This is a genomic window from Marinovum algicola (assembly GCF_900109145.1).
GTDB classification, from domain to species: Bacteria; Pseudomonadota; Alphaproteobacteria; order Rhodobacterales; family Rhodobacteraceae; genus Marinovum; species Marinovum algicola.
The window spans coordinates 93,256-110,008 of record NZ_FNYY01000006.1 but is presented as its reverse complement, the minus strand read 5'-3'; the positions used below and the strand labels follow the sequence as shown (position 1 = coordinate 110,008).

The 16,753-nt window shown below is 64.2% G+C and carries 15 protein-coding genes; 5 read left to right on the top strand and 10 right to left on the bottom strand.

From position 1 onward, the window contains the following. Nucleotides 1-5: 5 nt before the first annotated feature. The 4 genes from BMW90_RS10555 to BMW90_RS10540 form a co-directional block, all read right to left on the bottom strand. A complete protein-coding gene (locus BMW90_RS10555; protein ID WP_074836522.1) occupies nucleotides 6-1,013 on the bottom strand; it encodes a flagellin in 1,008 nt (335 codons plus the stop codon). After that, a complete protein-coding gene (gene flgK, locus BMW90_RS10550) occupies nucleotides 1,013-2,470 on the bottom strand; it encodes a flagellar hook-associated protein FlgK (protein WP_074836521.1) in 1,458 nt (485 codons plus the stop codon). Before flgK ends, BMW90_RS10555 begins: the two co-directional genes overlap by 1 nt. A gap of 28 nt (nucleotides 2,471-2,498) precedes the next feature. After that, nucleotides 2,499-3,797, bottom strand: a complete 1,299-nt coding sequence (locus tag BMW90_RS10545; RefSeq protein WP_170850535.1) for a flagellar hook protein FlgE — start codon at nucleotides 3,795-3,797, stop codon at nucleotides 2,499-2,501. 81 nt (nucleotides 3,798-3,878) lie between these two features. Further along, a complete protein-coding gene (locus BMW90_RS10540) occupies nucleotides 3,879-4,730 on the bottom strand; it encodes a flagellar motor protein MotB (protein WP_074836520.1) in 852 nt (283 codons plus the stop codon). A 207-nt stretch (nucleotides 4,731-4,937) separates the two neighbouring features. On the opposite strand from BMW90_RS10540, the gene BMW90_RS10535 reads away from it, so the two are divergent. Next, nucleotides 4,938-7,058, top strand: coding sequence for a YjbH domain-containing protein (locus tag BMW90_RS10535; protein ID WP_074836519.1), 2,121 nt, complete (start codon nucleotides 4,938-4,940; stop codon nucleotides 7,056-7,058). A 2-nt stretch (nucleotides 7,059-7,060) separates the two neighbouring features. Continuing rightward, nucleotides 7,061-7,756, top strand: coding sequence for a YjbF family lipoprotein (locus BMW90_RS10530; protein WP_170850534.1), 696 nt, complete (start codon nucleotides 7,061-7,063; stop codon nucleotides 7,754-7,756). 27 nt (nucleotides 7,757-7,783) lie between these two features. Here the strand turns inward: BMW90_RS10530 and BMW90_RS10525 are convergent, their stop codons facing one another. The 3 genes from BMW90_RS10525 to BMW90_RS10515 all read right to left on the bottom strand — a co-directional run bounded on the left by BMW90_RS10525 (nucleotide 7,784) and on the right by BMW90_RS10515 (nucleotide 11,325). Further along, the gene (locus BMW90_RS10525; protein WP_048533573.1) at nucleotides 7,784-9,676 is read right to left on the bottom strand and encodes a nucleoside-diphosphate sugar epimerase/dehydratase; all 1,893 of its coding nucleotides are present in this window, start codon (nucleotides 9,674-9,676) and stop codon (nucleotides 7,784-7,786) included. 174 nt (nucleotides 9,677-9,850) lie between these two features. Further along, nucleotides 9,851-10,483: a sugar transferase gene (locus tag BMW90_RS10520; RefSeq protein WP_074836517.1), complete on the bottom strand. Its 633-nt coding sequence runs from the start codon at nucleotides 10,481-10,483 to the stop codon at nucleotides 9,851-9,853. Beyond that, nucleotides 10,480-11,325 (bottom strand): NAD-dependent epimerase/dehydratase family protein, encoded by an 846-nt coding sequence (locus tag BMW90_RS10515; RefSeq protein ID WP_074836516.1) that lies wholly within the window; start codon nucleotides 11,323-11,325, stop codon nucleotides 10,480-10,482. The genes BMW90_RS10520 and BMW90_RS10515 overlap by 4 nt, the downstream gene beginning before the upstream one ends. Before the next feature lie 103 nt (nucleotides 11,326-11,428). Between BMW90_RS10515 and BMW90_RS10510 the strand changes: the two genes are divergently transcribed. Together BMW90_RS10510 and BMW90_RS10505 are read left to right on the top strand one after the other, a co-directional pair. Further along, a complete protein-coding gene (locus BMW90_RS10510; protein WP_074836515.1) occupies nucleotides 11,429-12,562 on the top strand; it encodes a polysaccharide biosynthesis/export family protein in 1,134 nt (377 codons plus the stop codon). A gap of 51 nt (nucleotides 12,563-12,613) precedes the next feature. After that, the gene (locus tag BMW90_RS10505; protein WP_074836514.1) at nucleotides 12,614-13,834 is read left to right on the top strand and encodes an MFS transporter; all 1,221 of its coding nucleotides are present in this window, start codon (nucleotides 12,614-12,616) and stop codon (nucleotides 13,832-13,834) included. On the opposite strand, the gene BMW90_RS10500 is transcribed toward BMW90_RS10505, so the two are convergent. From BMW90_RS10500 to BMW90_RS10490, 3 genes are read right to left on the bottom strand one after another with little or no spacing between them, the layout of a single operon-like run. Next, on the bottom strand, nucleotides 13,818-14,411 hold the full coding sequence (locus BMW90_RS10500) for a Smr/MutS family protein (protein ID WP_074836513.1): 594 nt from the start codon (nucleotides 14,409-14,411) through the stop codon (nucleotides 13,818-13,820). The genes BMW90_RS10505 and BMW90_RS10500 overlap by 17 nt on opposite strands. Further along, nucleotides 14,408-15,442 (bottom strand): murein transglycosylase A, encoded by a 1,035-nt coding sequence (gene mltA, locus BMW90_RS10495; protein ID WP_074836512.1) that lies wholly within the window; start codon nucleotides 15,440-15,442, stop codon nucleotides 14,408-14,410. The genes BMW90_RS10500 and mltA overlap by 4 nt, the downstream gene beginning before the upstream one ends. A 9-nt stretch (nucleotides 15,443-15,451) precedes the next feature. Then, nucleotides 15,452-16,111: a Tim44/TimA family putative adaptor protein gene (locus tag BMW90_RS10490; protein WP_048533567.1), complete on the bottom strand. Its 660-nt coding sequence runs from the start codon at nucleotides 16,109-16,111 to the stop codon at nucleotides 15,452-15,454. A gap of 108 nt (nucleotides 16,112-16,219) precedes the next feature. Here BMW90_RS10490 and BMW90_RS10485 point away from each other — a divergent pair, with 108 nt between their 5' ends. Then, on the top strand, nucleotides 16,220-16,702 hold the full coding sequence (locus BMW90_RS10485; RefSeq protein ID WP_048533566.1) for an FxsA family protein: 483 nt from the start codon (nucleotides 16,220-16,222) through the stop codon (nucleotides 16,700-16,702). Nucleotides 16,703-16,753: the final 51 nt, after the last annotated feature.

The window sequence follows — 16,753 nt, the reverse complement described above, 5'->3', positions numbered from 1 at the left end:
CGGGCTCATCTCATGTAGTCCAGCAGGCTCATGCGTGCGGCGCGCACGGTGACGGCGTAAAGCGTTTCGATCTGGCTCTGCACCGCTTCGAACCGCGTCGCCGTTTCGTATGGGTCGACCGAGAGCAGCGTATTGCGCGCCAGTTCCAGCGTCAGCCCGGCCGCCTCGTTGCGCGCCCTGCCGTCCTCGATGCGGGCCTGGACGACGCCCAGCCCGGCAATCACATCGAGCACCCCGGGCCGCGCCGCGATCAGCTGCGCACCGGCGCTCTCGATCATCTGCACCTGAACATCCTCGGCAAAACCCAGACTTTCATCGGCGGCAAGCGCAGCCATGGCGGTGGCTTTCAGCGTATCGCGAAACGCCGGATCGTCGGCCCGGACCGACAGGCCGAGGCGCAGATCTTCGGAGAGTTGCAGCGGCGTGCCATCGCGCGTCGCACCGAGGTAGCCGCTTGTTTCAAAGCCGCCGCCGCTGCCGAACCAGCTGTCGAACGCGGCCTCCACGCCGGCAAGCGTGCTCGTGCCGGCAAGCGCGCCGCGCAGCGCGGCAAGCATCTCCTCCGGCGCGGCGAGCGCGGCACTGTCGTAAGCGGCCCCGGAAAACAGCGCGCGACCGGCGCTTCGGCTGTTGAGCTGGCCGACCAGGGCACCAAGAGCCTGTTCGGCATCAGCGGACGCGATGCGCAGATCGAGAGGGGAACCGGCCTGTGCCGCGAGCATCAGCCCGGCGGAAAGATCGGCGGAATGATCCCGCACGGCGCCCAGCGCGGCCTGCATCGTGGCGGTCATCGTGTCACTCTCGGCGATCGCGGATCTGTAGCTCTCGAGCATCGAGAGACCGCGCTCGATATCGCTCAGATGGGCATAATCGCCGCGCAGATGGTTGCGGGTGCCCGCCACCCGGCCGGTGGTCAGCTCGGTTTGCAGCCGCATCGATTCCGATTGCAGCCCGGCCTGACGATGACGCAAGACAAAGCCCCGCGACAGGTCGCCAATCGGTGTCAGTGTCATCAGGTCGCCCCCAGCAATACTTCGATCATCTCATCCACCGTCCTCAGCACCTGGGCATTGGCGGCATAGGCCTTTTCGATCTGCATGAGCTTTTGCAGCTCGGTGTCGGTATCGACGCCGCTCCTCAGCTTCTGCTCTGTCAGTTCGGCGCTGCGGGCGGCGGCATAGCTCAGCCGGTCCTCATTGCCGGTCAGATCCGCGGCCACCCCGGACAGAAGCGTCGCGGTCAACGACGCCGCCGTGCCGGACAGGCCGATCTGGCTGCCGGAGGCGACGGGTCTGGCCTCGGCCAGGCGATCGATCATCGACAGCAAAACCGTGCCATCGCCGGAATTTCCCGGCGCCGCCGCCTGAAGCCCGTCGCGCAGGCGCCAGCTTGCGCCGCCGGCCTCCGGGTCGACTTGGGGATTGAGCGCGATGCGGCGGGCAAGGCCGGTTTCATTCACCGGATCAAAGACCTGGCCAGCATCGGTGAACAGTCCGGCCTCGCCGGCGCCGAGCGTCGGATCGAGCCCGCTGTCCTGGAACCTGTCGACCAGGTTGCGGGCGAGTGCATCGATCTCGGTCTGATATCCGGGCAGGGTCTCGTCGCGCAGGTCGAAGAGCGCCGCAAGGCTGCCGCCCCCGATCCGGCTGGCCGCGCCCGAGGCCGGGATGTCAAATCCGTCGACGCTGAGGCCGGACAGGCCGCCGTTCGCCAAGGTCCTGAATTCGGTGACCGCATTGGTTGCGGAAAAGTCGATCCCCGCCGCCACGCCGTCGAGCAGCACGGTGCCGGCGGTGGACACAAGCGCCACGGCGCCATTGTCGCGCGGAAAGACCCGCAGCGGCACGATTTCAGAGATCTTGTCGATGCCATCCTGGCGCAGATCGTGCAGCGACTGGCTGGGCGCGCCGCTGGTTTCGGCGCTGATGATCCGGCTGTTGAGGTCGGCCAGCCTGGCGAGATGCGCGTTGAGGTCCGTGACGGTCTGGCCGATCCTGCCGTCGATCTCGGTGCGCAGCGCCTGAAGCTCCGACGATGTGGCCCGCAGCGCGCCAGCCACCGCGCCGGCCGACGAGACCGCGGCATCGAGCCGGATGGAGAGATCGGGCCGCGCCGCCGCCGAGACCAGCGCGGCCTCGAACCGGGTCATCAGATCCGCGAGCGAGCCGGGGGTTTCCGGCGTGCCAAAGACCTGCTCCACCCGGGCGAGATAGCCGTTGCCGGTGCTCAGTTCCGCCGTGCTGGCCCGGGCCCGGCGCCATTCGCCCAGCAGCGTCGGATCGACCGACCGGGTGACCCCGACCACCCCGACCCCGCCAGCGGCGCCGCTGGCTCGCACCGAGATTTCGAGATCGCGCGTGGCATAGGCCGCGTTGGTGGCATTGGCCAGGTTGGACGAGACAATCTCGGCCGCCAGCGACGACACACGCAAACCCGACAGGGCGTTGGACAGGGATCCAGAGAAGGACATGGCTCACCTCGGTTCCGGCGACAGCGCCTTAGCGTTTGATATTGGTGGTTTCCTGAAGCATCTCATCCACCGTCTGAATGACCTTGGCATTCGACGAATAGGCCCGCTGGGTCTGGATCATCGAAGTCAGCTCGGTCGCCACATCGGTGGTGGATTCCTCCCGCGAAAACGACTTGATGTCGCCGGTCGGGCCTTCACCGGAATCCCAGAGAAAGAACGAGCCGCTTTCCGGCGAGACGCGATAGGTCTGCTGGTCGAGCGCCTGCAAGCCATTGGGGTTGGGCATGTCGACCAGCGGGATCTGATAGAGCAGCTGGGTCACGCCACTGTCGAACAAGGCATGGACATAGCCGTTCTCATCGACTTCGACCGAGTTCATGTTGCCCACCGGCGAGCCGTCCTTGGTGATCGAGATCGGCGCGAAACTGTCGGAGAGCTGCGACAGGCCGCGGGTGTCGCCAACGGCGCCGATGTTGATGTCGATCGGGCCACCCGCGACCGTCACCGGGATCACCCCGGTCACCGGATCATAGGCGCCGCCGGAAATATCGACGACCGAGGCGATGGTGCCGCCGGTCTGGCGGCTGTTGTCAAAGGTGATGGTATATTCACCGACAACCGCGCCGGCCTGGGCGGAATCCGACATCACCACTGTCCATTCGTTCGACGCGCCGCTGGCCGGCACCGTCGGGGTGAAGGTGATGTTGATGCTCTGCGACGTGCCGAGGTTGTCGTAATATTCGACCGAGAGACTGTAGGGATCGCCATTGGCACCGGTCAGGGTGGCAGTGGCCGGCAGGTTGAGATTCATGTCGACCTGGGTTGTCGGGTCGCCGGTCAGGTTCTGGGAAAACTGGATCGGCTCGAGCCCGTCAGCGGTATCGCGCGAAAACGAGGGGATGGTGCCGTCGACGCTGGCCGGCCAGCCCATCACCACCAGGCCGGAGGGCGTGCTGAGATAACCGTCCTCGTCCAGCCGGAACGAACCTGTGGTGGTGAGCAGCATCTCGGCGTCGGGGCCATTGGTGCGCACGTCGCTGCCGGTGGCCACCGGCAGCATGCCCCGCCCCCGCACGGCAAGATCGGTCGGGTTCGACGTGGTGATCAGCGAGCCGCTCTGATCGATCAGCCGCTGCGTGCTGGTCCGCACGCCGCCGGCGGTATAGGAGCGCGAGGATTGCGTCAGCACCAGCGAATGAAACTCGGTATCGACCCGTTTGTACCCATAGGTCGAGGAATTGGCGATATTGTCGGATATGCCGGCAAGTCGCGTGGCATTCGCGGCCAACCCCGCCACACCGGCATTGAGGGAAGAAGAGATCGTCATGGACACGCCTTTCTGCTGCATCGATTGCTTGACGCAACAGATAGACGCCTCCGGCTTAACAGCGCGCTAACAGCTAAAATCCTACGGGCTTTGCTGCCTGAGAAAGATCACCTCGAGCCGGCTGTTGCGCAGTGCCAGCGGATTGTCATCGACGCGGTCGCGGTCGGCGTGGCCGGTCACCCGCGCCACATCTCCGGGCGGAAGCCCTTCGAATTCCAGCATGTTGCGAAACAACTGCGCGCGCTGGACCGAGCGGTCCCAGGCCAGGTTCCGGCGCAGCACGATGGGGCTGGTCGGCACATGGCCCTCGATCGCCAGCGGGTTGTCCACCGTCCTTGCCGCCTCGGCCAGGGCATCGGCCAGCACCGCCAGAACCTCGGTCGGATTGCCAAACGCGTCGAACAAGCGGCTGTCAGGCAGCTCGAAAAGCTCGAGCACCAGGCCCTCGTCGGTGGTCTTCATCACGACGTGCCTGAGCGCGTTTTCGGCCACCATGCTTTCGCCGCCCCTTCCGTAAAGCGCCTCCTTGATGGTGTTGGCCTGCGCTTCGAAAGCCGTGTCGCCGGCGTTCTCGCCAGAGGGATCGATGCCGGTGTCGCCGCGCGCCTTGTCGCCATTCGTCGGATGTTTGTTCGAGGCGCCGGTGCCGTTCTGTGGCAGGGTCTCTTCCGAGAACACGCTGTCGCCGCCAAAGGCGCCGCTGCCGCCGCCCGACACCCGGTTGATCGGAATGGTCGGCGCAAAGTAATCCGCCAGCCCCTTGCGTTGTTTTTCCGTTGTCGCGTTCAACAGCCACATCAAAAGGAAAAATGCCATCATCGCGGTCACGAAATCCGCGTAGGCGACCTTCCAGGCACCGCCATGGTGCCCGTCCCCGCCAACAACCTTTTTCCTTTTGATGATGACCGGCGCGACGTTTCCGTCAGCACTCATGGTCTCACCACCCTGTTTCACCCGGGGACAGGAATAGCAGAGCAGGTGTTACCGCTGACTTAACGTCTACAATTCGCGGGGTTTGCCGGCGCCGGGGCGCAAGCGTTCGTATTTTGTCACAACCGCCAGCAATCGCCCCTGCCCTCATGGACTTGCGGGCCATTGCCGCCTATCACGAAGGCAAGACTATTGGGACGGGGCGATTTCATGCCAAATTCGTTGAAAGCCACCCTGCGGGGAAGCGTCGCCGCGACGCTGGCGGGCCTGACGGCGCTTGCCGCACCCACCGCCACCGCCGAGGGCATTCCATCCTACAACCTCTACGGCCTGCCCGGCCTGATCGACATGCCGACCGCGCGGGTCGCGCCCGATGCCACGCTCTCGACGACGATCGGTGGCGGCGGCACACAGGGCCGTGGGACCCTCAGCTTTCAGATCACGCCGCGGCTGTCGGGTTCGTTCCGCTATTCGCGGATCTCGGATTTCTCGGCCGCCGGCTCGGTCGACGGGGTGTTCTATGACCGCAGCTTCGACCTGCGCTACCAGCTTCTCGACGAGGGCGATCTCCTGCCCGGCGTCGTTGTCGGGCTTCAGGATTTCATCGGCACCGGGCTTTACGGCGGCGAATATCTGGTGGCCACCAAGGAAATCATCCCCGGTCTCGATGTGACCGGCGGCGTCGGCTGGGGCCGCCTCGGCTCTCGCAACCCCTTTGCCGAAACCGGCAATCGGCCCGAAGAGCTGCTGGGCGAAGGCGGGCTGCCAACCTATGACCGGTGGTTCCGGGGCGATGTGGCGGGTTTTGCCGGGATGAGCTACGCGCTGACCGAGCGGCTGGCCTTTTCGGCGGAATATTCCTCGGACACCTACGAAAGCGAGCGGACCCGGGGCGAGCATGACGACGATTCGCCGTGGAATTTCGGCGTCGACTACCGTTTTGACAATGGCGCGCAGCTCTCGCTCTACCATCTTTATGGCAATACCATCGGCGCGCAGGTCACCGTCCACACCAATCCCAAGGACGCCGCCGTTCCCGGTGGCGCCGAAAGCGCGCCTGTCCCGGTGTCACCACGTGCGCCCGGGGCCGCCAGCGATTTGGGCTGGGTCACCGCCGACACCTCGGACTATCGCAGCGCGCTCAATACCGCGATGACGAATGACGGCCTCGTGCTCGAGGGGCTCAAGCTCGAGCCGCGCCGCGCCGTGGTCCGCCTGCGCAACCCGCGGTATGGCCAGGTTCCGCAGGCCATCGGACGCACCGCCCGCGCCATGACCCGGGTGTTGCCCGCCTCGATCGAGAGTTTTGTGATCGTGCCGGTCGTCAACGGCATGGCACTGTCCGCGGTAACCCTCCAGCGTTCGGATCTCGAGGCGCTGGAACACCGCGACAACGCCGAAATCCTGGCCCGCACCGCCATTTCTGACGGGTTCGGCCGGGCGCCCTCGGCGTTTGATGACGAATATCCGCGCTTTGGCTGGGCGATCTCGCCTTATACCGAGTTCTCGTTCTTCGACCCCGAGAGCCCGCTGCGCGGCGATTTCGGGGTGCGTGCCAAGGCAAGCTATCGGCCCACCGCCAACCTGGTGCTTTCGGGCTCGGTCACCAAGCGCCTGGCGGGCAACCTCACCGACATCGATCGTCAGGACGACGATGCGCTGCCGCTGGTGCGGACGGAAAAGGCCCGCTACGCCAAGGAAGGCGACCCGGCGATCGAGCAGCTGACGCTGGCGCACTACGGCCGCGTCGCGCCCAACGTCTACAGCCGCGTCACCGCCGGCTATCTCGAAGACATGTATGCCGGGGTCTCCGGCGAGATGCTGTGGAAACCGGTCGACAGCCGTCTCGCCCTGGGCGTCGAGCTGAACTACGTCAAACCGCGCGATTTCGATCAGCTCTTCGGCCTGCGCTCGTCCGAGACCCGCACCGGCACGATCCCCGATTTCAACGGCCATGTCTCGGCCTACTACGATTTCGGCAACGGCTTTCACGGCCAGCTTGACGTCGGCAGCTATCTGGCCGGCGATCTGGGCGCCACCGTCACCCTTGACCGCGAGTTCGTGAACGGCTGGCGCGTCGGCGCCTATGCCACGGTGACGGACACGAAGTTCGAAGATTTCGGCGAAGGTTCCTTCGACAAGGGCATCCGCATCACCATTCCGCTGGGTGCGGTGTCGGCACAGCCCTCGACCGAGCGCAGCACCTTCGCGATCCAGTCGCTCACCCGCGACGGCGGCGCACGGCTCAAGGTCGACGGACGGCTCTATGAGCAGGTGCGTGATTATCACCAGCCCGAAATGGCCAAGAGCTGGGGCAAGTTCTGGAGATGAGCGTGACAGAGGTGCAAAAACACTCCCGCCGCCTTGGTCTTGGCACGCTGGTGGCGCTTGGCTGCGCCACCCTTCTGGCGGCCTGTTCCGGCGGCGAAAAGCTGGGCAGCGACACCGGTACCCTGGTGCGCAACACCCTGAGCAGCAAGCTAACCGGACAGCAAAGCGCAGGCCCGACCCGGGTCACCGCGGAACAGGCCAGCCAGGCGGCGGCGCAAGCGACGCAACCGCTGGTACTGATCGATTTTCCGCGCATCGAATCCAACGCGCTGATCGCCAAGATCGGCGCCAACGGCCCGATCGACACCTATGCCACCGCCTCGCGCCAGACCGTGAGCTTGCAGAACGGTCTGGCCCGCGGCAGCCGCGGCCTTGGTGGCGATCTGATGTCGGTAAGTTTTGGCGCCCTGCCCAGCCTCATAGCAAATCGTCGCGCCGGCACGATCGCGCGCGAGATGCGATTTCTCAATGGCGAAGACATCACCGTGCGCTACCGCTTTACCTGCGAGGTGCAGGTTGATGGGCCATCGGCCAGCGTCAAAGGCACCACGGCAATGATCGAAACCTGTCGTGAGAACGACACCTGGTTCATCTTCAACAACAAATACCACGTCGATGGCCGGGGCCGGATCGTCCGGTCAGAGCAATGGTTCGGCAATCGGCTCGGGATGGCCAAGCTGCAACAGCTTAGGTTCTGACGGAAAAGTCACACGCCCGGCGCCGGGTCAGCCCGCGCCGAGGCTGCCTTCGGTGGCGGTCTTGTCCCGAACGCTCTTGCCTTCGTGTTCAACCCAGCGGTCGGCAATCAGGCTCGCGGCCTCTGTGTCGTGGGTTTCGACGGCGCGGCGCAGCTCTTGCAGGACATTGGCCATTTCCAGTTCCGACAGATGGGTTTCCTGAGCGCGCAGGATCTTGGGGTGCGGCGTGGTCAGCATGTCGGTGCCGATCAGCAGCTCTTCGCAGAGTTTCTCGCCGGGGCGCAGCCCGGTGAACAGGATCTCGATATCGCCATCGGGATTGGCAGCATCGCGCACGGTATAGCCGGCGTTCTCGATCAACTTGCGCGCCACCTGCCAGATCGAGATCGGCTTGCCCATGTCGAGCACGAAGACATCTCCACCGCGCGCGAAAGAGCCGGCCAGCAACACCAGCCGCACCGCTTCGCTTACCGTCATGAAATAGCGTGTCACATCGGTATGGGTCACCGTCACCGGGCCGCCGTTGGCAATCTGATCCTCGAACAGCGGGATGACCGAACCGGAGGAGCCCAGCACATTGCCGAAGCGCACCATCGAATACATCGTGCGGCCCGGACGCGTGGCGAGATCCTGCACCAGCATCTCGGCCAGCCGTTTCGACACGCCCAGCACGCTTTTCGGCCGCACCGCCTTGTCGCTGGAGATCAGGATAAATCGTTCGGCCCCGTGGCGGCGGGCGGCATCGGCCACGACCTTTGTTCCGATCACATTGTTGCGCAATCCCTCGATGGTGTTGAGCTCGAGCAGCGGCAGATGCTTGTAGGCGGCGGCATGCAGCACCACGTCGATCTCGTTCTCGGCAAAGATCCGATCGACAAGGCCCGGCTCGCAGATCGACCCGAGGACCGGCACGATCTCGACATCGTTCTGAAAGGCGTTCAATTTGCGCTGGATCTTGTAGAGCAGCAGCTCGGAATGATCGAGCAGGATCAGCTTGGCCGGCTGGCACATGGCGATCTGCCGGCTCAGCTCGGAGCCGATCGACCCGCCGGCCCCGGTGACCAACACGCATTTGCCCTCATAGGCATCGCTCACCCCCGGCAATTCCGCCTCGAGATGGTTGCGCCCCAGCAGCTTGGAAAAATCCAGCGGCTTGGTGCTGGTGCGGTTGCCGTGATCCAGCAGCATCTGCGCAAACGACGGCATGATGTGAACTTCGCAGGCCAGATGGCTGAGGCGGCGGGCGATGCGCGCCTTGTCAGCCTCGCTGGCGGCGGGCATGGCCAGGATGATCCGGTCGATCCGCAGCTTTTCGACAAGTGATTCGATTTTGTTCGGGGAATAGACCTTGAAGCCCGAGACGGTCATCCCGTGGGTTCCGGGGTTGTCGTCGATAAAACCGTGCAGCTGCAATTCGATGTCGGAATAGAGCGCGGAGGCAAGCTGTTGTCCGGTGCGCCCGGCGCCGTAGATCAGCACCCGCTTGAGCGCCTTGCCGCGCAGATAGGCCCGGACAACCAACTCGCGCAGCAAGAGCCTGAGCCCCGCGGACGCGATCAGCAGGATCATCGACGCGATGACAAAAAGCTGCACCGAGATGTAGGTGCCGATGGCAATGCTGGTGGCGACACCCGAAAGACCTACCGTCACTGCCATGAAACCGGACTGCAAAACGCCCTTGAGCTCATAGGTGATGAGCTTTTTCCGGTGCAATCCGAGGTAAAGGATGACCGCAAGACCGACCGGGAGCATCACCGAAAGATAGGGCAGGCTGGCCCGCAGAACCTGCAACGTGGGCATCCGGCCGATCAGAAGAGAATTGGCGCCGACAAATGAAAAGACGATCAGCGCGAGGTCGATGCTGGCGATGACGAAGCCCTTCTGGCCCCGGCTCATCCGAACCAAAAGACTGTACAGCATCAATCGACCTCCGGAAAAATTCCGTCTTCGTAATTCTTTACCAGCGGGTTCCGCGCCGACCCGTGGTTAGCATAATAACCGTGACAGGATATATCGTTGATTTCGCTGGCGCCACTCTGCCCGCGGATCCCGCCCCAAGGGCGGCCCGACCGGCGGATTCCCGCCAATCGCCGTTCAGGCACCGCGGGACCGGCCCCTGTGCAGGCTGATCCGGCGAAACACCGTCGCGAACATCAGCCGCAGGTCGAAACAGACGCTCTGCCGGCGGGCATAGATCATGTCCAGCCGCGCCTTTTGCGGCACGCAGCGGCGGGAATAGGCAGCGTCGGTTTCGGCCGAGGTGGCGCAATCTTCCAGAATGCGCGCTTCGTGCCGGTGATAGACCAGCGTCGCCAGACCGGTGATACCGGGACGGCAACTCAGCACCTCGGCATAGATCTCGGGAAACCGTTCGACATACATCCGCAGCGGCGGACGCGGGCCGACAAAGCTCAGATCGCCTTTAAGAACGTTGAACAATTGCGGCAACTCGTCCAGCCGCTTGGCACGCAGAAACCGGCCGATCGGCGTGATCCGCCGGCTCTTGTCGCCGCCGGACACACCGGAATCGGCGCCGGAAACCGTCATCGTTCGAAACTTGAACAGCCGGAACGGCTCGGTCGGCGATTTCATCCGCTCGGACAGGTACAGAACGGGCCGGCCATCCTGTATCAGGATCGCCAGCGCAACGCCCAAGATCAACGGGCTGAGCACGATCAGCAGGAAAAGCGCGCTGACCAGATCGAGGAGACGTTTCTGCGGGGTCATGGCATTTGTCCGATCCTGCGCCATTCGCCGACGATTTCGGCAGCATCGGTGCTGGGCGGGTCCAGCGTCATCAGCGAGGTCAGCCGCCCGACATCCAGCGCCATCACCGGCAGCGCGCCCCGTGGCGCCGGTCGCCAGTCCAATCCGCAGCCGGTGGCCCGCACCAGCTCTTCCATCGCCACCGGCGCGGTCCCGGCCACGTTCAGGATATCGGGCATGCCGGAGACCGGGAGCCGCACCAGCCCATCGACCACACGCGCCATGGTCGCAAGCTGCAAATAGCTGCGCACCGGGCCGCGCCCGTCGGGAAACCGGATCAGCGTCACCGACGGGTTGTCGGCGATCGCCGACAGCAATCCATCCGCCCCGGCCACATTGCCGATGCGCAGGCAGACGGCCTTGGGCTCGGCCCCCAGCAAGGCCTGTTCCATCCGCAATTTCGCGGCGCCATAGGCATTGCGAGGCGCGCATTCCGCGGTCTCGTCGATCGGCGAGAGCGAGGGCGCATAGACCGCCGCCGAAGAGGCATGCAGAACCCGGTCGGCGCCGCAGGCGCGGGCGATGCGCTGTGCCTCGCAGGCAAGCGAGATATTGCCGTTCAGCGCCTCTTCGCCCCCAGATACAGCGCCCCACAGCGCAAGAACGGCATTGCACTGTGGCAAATAGTCAACATCGTCGCCCACTTCGAAAACCTGATCGACGCCCGGCACCATTCGCCGGGATATCCAGAAAAACTCCGTGTTTTCAATCGGCTTCACGTCAAGTTGCCGCCGCAGCAGCCGCGCCACGCGCCCGGTCGCGCCGAGGACGAGGACTTTTTTCTTCTGCTTGCAGCCTGACACGTTGGCGAACCGTTGATTTTCTTGAATTCACGGACTGTTTATCACCCTAAAGTGTCGCTAGAAAGCTGACGATAACAAGCATCGATGTTCGGGGGACGTCTACGTGCACAAGGTATTGCGCTTTTTCGTTGTTGCATTGCTTCTGGGTGTCGCGGCCTGCGGTCCGCTGCCGCGCGGGGCGGCGCTCGAACGCGAGGTCACCCGCCAGACCAAATCCGAAGGCGCCCCGTTCGATCTTGTGCCCGTCACCCGGCTCAACGCTGCCCTGATCTCGAAATGGCCGGTCACCGGCTGGAGCGGCAGTTTCCACTGGATCGCGGCCAGCCGCGGCCCGCAAAGCCAGGTGCTGCGGCCCGGTGATCAGGTGAACATCCAGATCTGGGACAGCCAGGTCAATTCGCTGATCACCCAGGCCGGTTCGAACATCGCGGTGATGGAAGGGCTGGTTGTCTCGCCCAGCGGCGCGCTCTTTATCCCCTATGTCGGCAACGTGGTGGTCAATGGCCTGACCGCCGATGGCGCCCGCGCCCGCATTCAGGACTCGCTTGTGGCCATCGCCCCTGACGCACAGGTGCAGCTCACCGCCGCGCCCGGCGTGGCCCATGCGGTCAGCGTGGTCGGTGGCGTCGCCAGCCCGGGCAATTATCCGCTGCCCGATCGCAACACCTCGATCCTGAGCATCCTGGCCACCGCCGGCGGCATCAACCCGGCTCTGCGCAATCCGATCATCACGCTCAACCGGGGCGCATCCAATTATTCGATCCCCGCCAAGGACCTGTTCGACAGCCCGTCCAAGAACACCCGGCTGCACGGCAATGACAAGGTGATCGTGCAACAGGACGAACGCGCCTTCAGCGCCCTCGGTGCCTCCGGCTCGGAAGAGCTGATCTATTTCCCCAAGGAATATGTCACCGCGCTTGAAGCCGTCTCGCTCATGGGCGGCATCAACGACCAGCGGGCAAACCCCAAGGGCGTGCTGATCCTGCGGGAATATGCCGCGCGGCACATCGTGCTCGAGCCGGCCAATGGCCCGAAACGCCAGCACGTGATCTTTTCGCTCGATCTGACGACGGCCGACGGGTTGTTTGCGGCGCGAAATTTCCTGATAAACCCTAACGATACCGTGTTGGCCACTGAATCGCCTGTCGTTGCGGTGCGCACCGTGCTCTCGCTCTTCGGTGCCGCGCTCGGAACGGCGTCGGATGTGACCACGACCACTCAGACTCTGTCAAACTGAACCTCAAGCACCGGCTCCCGCACGGGTCCCGTGCGGCAAGGAGCCATCGCTGTGCGTGAACGATCCTTTCTGTTGCAAAATGCTCCCTGGCTGGCCGCCGGGGCGCTTCTGGCCTTTCTTTCCAGTTTCGGCCAGACCTTCTTCATCTCGGTCTTTGCCGGCGAAATCCGCGCCGAATTCGGCCTGTCCCATGGCGCCTGGGGCGGGATCTATTCGCTCGGCACCACGCTGTCGGCCGCCGTCATGGTCTGGGCCGGCGGTCTGACCGACCGGTTTCGCGCCCGCGTTTTGGGCTCGGGCGTGCTGGTGCTTCTGGCGCTGGCCTGCCTGTCGATGGCGTTTTCCACCGTCTGGCTGCTGCCACTGGTGATCTTTGCGCTGCGGCTGACCGGGCAAGGCATGACAAGCCATATCTCGGCGGTCGCGATGGCGCGCTGGTTCGTGGCGATGCGGGGCAGGGCGCTGTCGATCGCGGCGCTCGGGTTCTCCTTTGGCGAGGCCTTGCTGCCGATCGTCTTTGTCGCCCTGCTCGGAATGTTCGACTGGCGTCTGCTCTGGCTCGTCGCGGCGATGATCGCTGCCGCCGGCATTCCGCTGCTCCTGCTGCTCCTGCGCCGCGAACGTACCCCGCAAAGCCTTGCCACCAGCGAACAATCCACCGGCATGCAGGCGCGGCAATGGACCCGGGGCGAGGCGCTGCGGCATCGGCTGTTCTGGTTCATGGTGCCGGCGCTTCTGGGGCCGCCGGCCTTCAACACGGCGTTCTTTTTCCAGCAGGTGCATTACGCCGAGGTCAAGGGCTGGGCGCATCTCGATCTGGTGGCGCTGTTTCCGGTCTATACCGCGATCAGCGTCGGCGCGATGATTGTCTCGGGCTGGCTGCTCGACAAGCTCGGCACCGCGCGGCTGATGCCGTTTTACCAGGTGCCGATGGTCGCGGCTTTCGTGTTCTTCGCCTATGCCACAAGCCCGGCCTCGGCGCTGTTCGGCTTTTTCTTTCTGGCCTTGTCCACCGGCGCCAACATGACCCTGCCCAATGCGTTCTGGGCCGAATTCTACGGCACCGCGCATCTGGGATCGATCAAGGCGATGGCGGCGGCGGTCATGGTGCTGGGCTCGGCGCTGGGGCCGGGGCTGACCGGTGTCCTGATCGACGCCGGTGTCGGGATCGAGGCGCAATACATGGGCGTTGCCGGGTATTTCGTCTTTGCCAGCGCGATGATGGCCATCGGCGTGACGCAGGCGCGGCCGGGGCTCAGCGTCGCCGTCTGAGATAGACGTAAAAGGCGCCGCCGCCGCCATGGCGGATATGCGCCTCGCTGATTTGCAGCACCAGCGGCCCTAGCGGCGCCATCCGCAGCCATTGCGGCACCTGATGGCGCAACACGCCGCGGCGTTGCGGGATCGGGCCGTCGTCGGGCCGCGTCTTGCCTTTGCCGGTGATCACCAGAACCAGCCGCATGTCCCGGGCCGAGGCGCGCTGGACGAAGCCCACCAGCGCCGGATGCGCACGCTCGAGCGTCATGCCGTGCAGGTCGATCCGGGCTTCGGGCTTGAGCTTGCCGCGCTTGAGCCGGGTAAAGGCCTTCTTGTCCATCGCCAGCGGATCGGCCGCCAGCGAAGCCGAGATCGACGGCGCCAGCGCATTCCCGGCGGGCGTGGCGCGGGCGTTCTGGCCGACCCGGAACGGCTCGATCCGGGGTTTGGCCTCTTTCGGCGCCGGTTCGGGCTTTTTCGGGGCAGGACGGGTGCTGTCGAGCCCGCGCGCCCGATCGAGCGGCGTGGTCGAACGTGCAACCTGACCCCAAAGCTCCGCTTCTTCCGGTCGCAGCTTGCGCTTGCGAGTCATTGCACCGATTCCGGCAGCAGGGCATAGGCCCGCTGGATCGGCATCAACACCGCCATCCGCCCCGGATCACGCAGACGCCCGGCCCTGCGTCCGGCCTCGTCGCCGGTGCCGACAAAGATATCGGCCCGCTGCGCGCCCTTGATCGCCGATCCGGTGTCCTGGGCGATCATCAGCCGCCGCATCGGCCCCTTGCCATCCTTTTCGATCCAGACCGGCGAGCCCAGCCGCACGATATCCGGATCGACGGCCACCGAGCGCATCGGTGTGATCGACCGGTTCATCGCCCCAAGAGGCCCCAATTCGGCCGGCACTTCCGAGACTTCGCGGAAAAAGACGTAAGACGGATTGTGAAACAAAAGCTCCTGGCCATCGACCGGATTGCGCCGCACCCAGTTCTTGATGACCTGGGCCGAGACCTGATGCGACTGATAGACGCCGCGCCGCACCAGCTCTTGCCCGACCGAACGGTATTCATGGCCGTTCTTGCCGGCATAACCCACCCGCACCACCGATCCGTCATCCAGACGGATGCGGCCTGAACCCTGGATTTGCAGGAAAAACAGTTCGACCGGATCATCGACCCAGGCGATCTCGAGCCCGCGACCATCCATCACCCCAGAGGTCAGGATTTCGCGTCGTGACAGCCAGGGGCGGTTTTGCGCCTCGCCGGGCATGCGGTAGACAGGCCAACGGAATCGCCCGCCGGGATAGCGCGACCCTTCGAGTTCGGGTTCGAAATAGCCGGTAAAGAGCATCTCCTGGCCGTCTTCCATCAGCACCGGCCGGAACATCAGCTCGAAAAAGGCGCGCCCGTCGTCCATGTCATGCGCCAGGGCACAGAGCGCATTCCAGTCCGGGCCATACATATCGATGCAGGTGTTGCGAAAGACGCGCAGCGCCGCATCGTGGTCGTCCTTGTCCCAGCCATCGAGCTGGTCGAAGGACAGAACCTGATAAGAGATCTCAGAAGAGGCGGGAGAGCTTCCCATCGTCAGGCCGATCAAGCCGAGAAGAGACAGCAACCTCCGCATGGCACCGGCTCACTCATCCGTTGCCACGAGCACCCAGTTCGGGTCGTCGGCGCCCATGTTGCGGGCAAAGGTCCAGATGTCTTTCTGTTTCTTGACCTGGGTCTGGCTGCCTTCGATGATCTCGCCAGAATTGTCGCGCACCACCTGGGTCAGCTCGCCGATGAATTTCATGGTGATCTCGGCCCGGTCGGTCGCCTTGTCAAAGGTCGCATCCTGAAGCGTCAACTCGCGCACGCCGACGAACTCGGCCTCGATGGTCAGCCCCTGTTCTTCGCGCGCCTCGACGACTTCGGCAAAGGTTTCATAGACATCCTCTGCGAGGAACGGCTTGATCTCGGCCAGATCGCCACGTTCGAAGCCCATCAGGATCATCTCATAGGCGCCGCGCGCACCACCCATGAATTCCGACACGTTGAACGACGGTTCGACCCGCTTCATCTCGGTCAGCGCCCGCGCCGCCGAAGAACCTTCGGGGACATGATCGGTGATATCGTGGTCCGGCCCGCCTTCGATCACTTCGAAATCGCGTTTGGCGTCTTGTGACGCACCCCCACGAGGCACCGGCGGCTTTTCATAGCCGTCTCGCGTGCCCAGCACGGATTTGAGCCGCAGAATGAGAAATACGGCAATCCCAGCAAGGACAAGAAGCTGGAGCAGGGGCGAATTCATCAGAACCTCATGAGTGACACACTTTGAAAGCGGATGCTGTTGCACTTATGTAAGGCCAAGGTGGGTGCAAGTCCACCACACCATCTTTCACCTTCGGGGTATCGCTACATGTATCTTCTGCTGGCCTTTCTTCTCGTTCCGTTGATCGAGATTGCGCTGTTCATTCAGGTTGGTGGCGCGATCGGTCTGTGGCCGACGCTGGCCATCGTGATCCTGACCGCGATCCTCGGCACAATCATGGTGCGCCAGCAAGGGCGGCATGCGATTGCCAACCTCCAGCGATCGTTTTCCGAATTGCAGAACCCCACAAAACCGCTGGCCGATGGCGCGATGATCCTGTTTTCCGGCGCCTTGCTGCTGACCCCGGGGTTTTTCACCGATGCGCTGGGCTTTGCGCTGCTGATGCCGCCGGTGCGGGCGGTTGTCTTTGACTTCATCAGCAAACGGGTGAAGGTGCAGCGTTTCGAAATGGGCCAGCGCCCTGATCCGCGCCGGCCGCAGCCACGCGACACGGTGATCGACGGCGATTATTCCGAGGTTTCCGAGGAAAACGGCAAGCCCGGCGGCCCTTCGGGATGGAGCAGCCATTGAGCCTGTAGGGCCGGGCTGGTAAAGCACCTCAAACGCATTTGGGGAGACAAT

Excerpts from the sequence above, each read along its gene's own strand:
- BMW90_RS10555 (WP_074836522.1), bottom strand. The coding sequence starts at position 1,013 with ATGACACTGACACCGATTGGCGACCTGTCGCGGGGCTTTGTCTTGCGT.
- flgK (WP_074836521.1), bottom strand. The coding sequence starts at position 2,470 with ATGTCCTTCTCTGGATCCCTGTCCAACGCCCTGTCGGGTTTGCGTGTG.
- BMW90_RS10545 (WP_170850535.1), bottom strand. The coding sequence starts at position 3,797 with ATGACGATCTCTTCTTCCCTCAATGCCGGTGTGGCGGGGTTGGCCGCG.
- BMW90_RS10540 (WP_074836520.1), bottom strand. The coding sequence starts at position 4,730 with ATGAGTGCTGACGGAAACGTCGCGCCGGTCATCATCAAAAGGAAAAAG.
- BMW90_RS10535 (WP_074836519.1), top strand. The coding sequence starts at position 4,938 with ATGCCAAATTCGTTGAAAGCCACCCTGCGGGGAAGCGTCGCCGCGACG.
- BMW90_RS10525 (WP_048533573.1), bottom strand. The coding sequence starts at position 9,676 with ATGCTGTACAGTCTTTTGGTTCGGATGAGCCGGGGCCAGAAGGGCTTC.
- BMW90_RS10520 (WP_074836517.1), bottom strand. The coding sequence starts at position 10,483 with ATGACCCCGCAGAAACGTCTCCTCGATCTGGTCAGCGCGCTTTTCCTG.
- BMW90_RS10500 (WP_074836513.1), bottom strand. The coding sequence starts at position 14,411 with ATGACTCGCAAGCGCAAGCTGCGACCGGAAGAAGCGGAGCTTTGGGGT.
- mltA (WP_074836512.1), bottom strand. The coding sequence starts at position 15,442 with ATGCGGAGGTTGCTGTCTCTTCTCGGCTTGATCGGCCTGACGATGGGA.
- BMW90_RS10490 (WP_048533567.1), bottom strand. The coding sequence starts at position 16,111 with ATGAATTCGCCCCTGCTCCAGCTTCTTGTCCTTGCTGGGATTGCCGTA.
- BMW90_RS10485 (WP_048533566.1), top strand. The coding sequence starts at position 16,220 with ATGTATCTTCTGCTGGCCTTTCTTCTCGTTCCGTTGATCGAGATTGCG.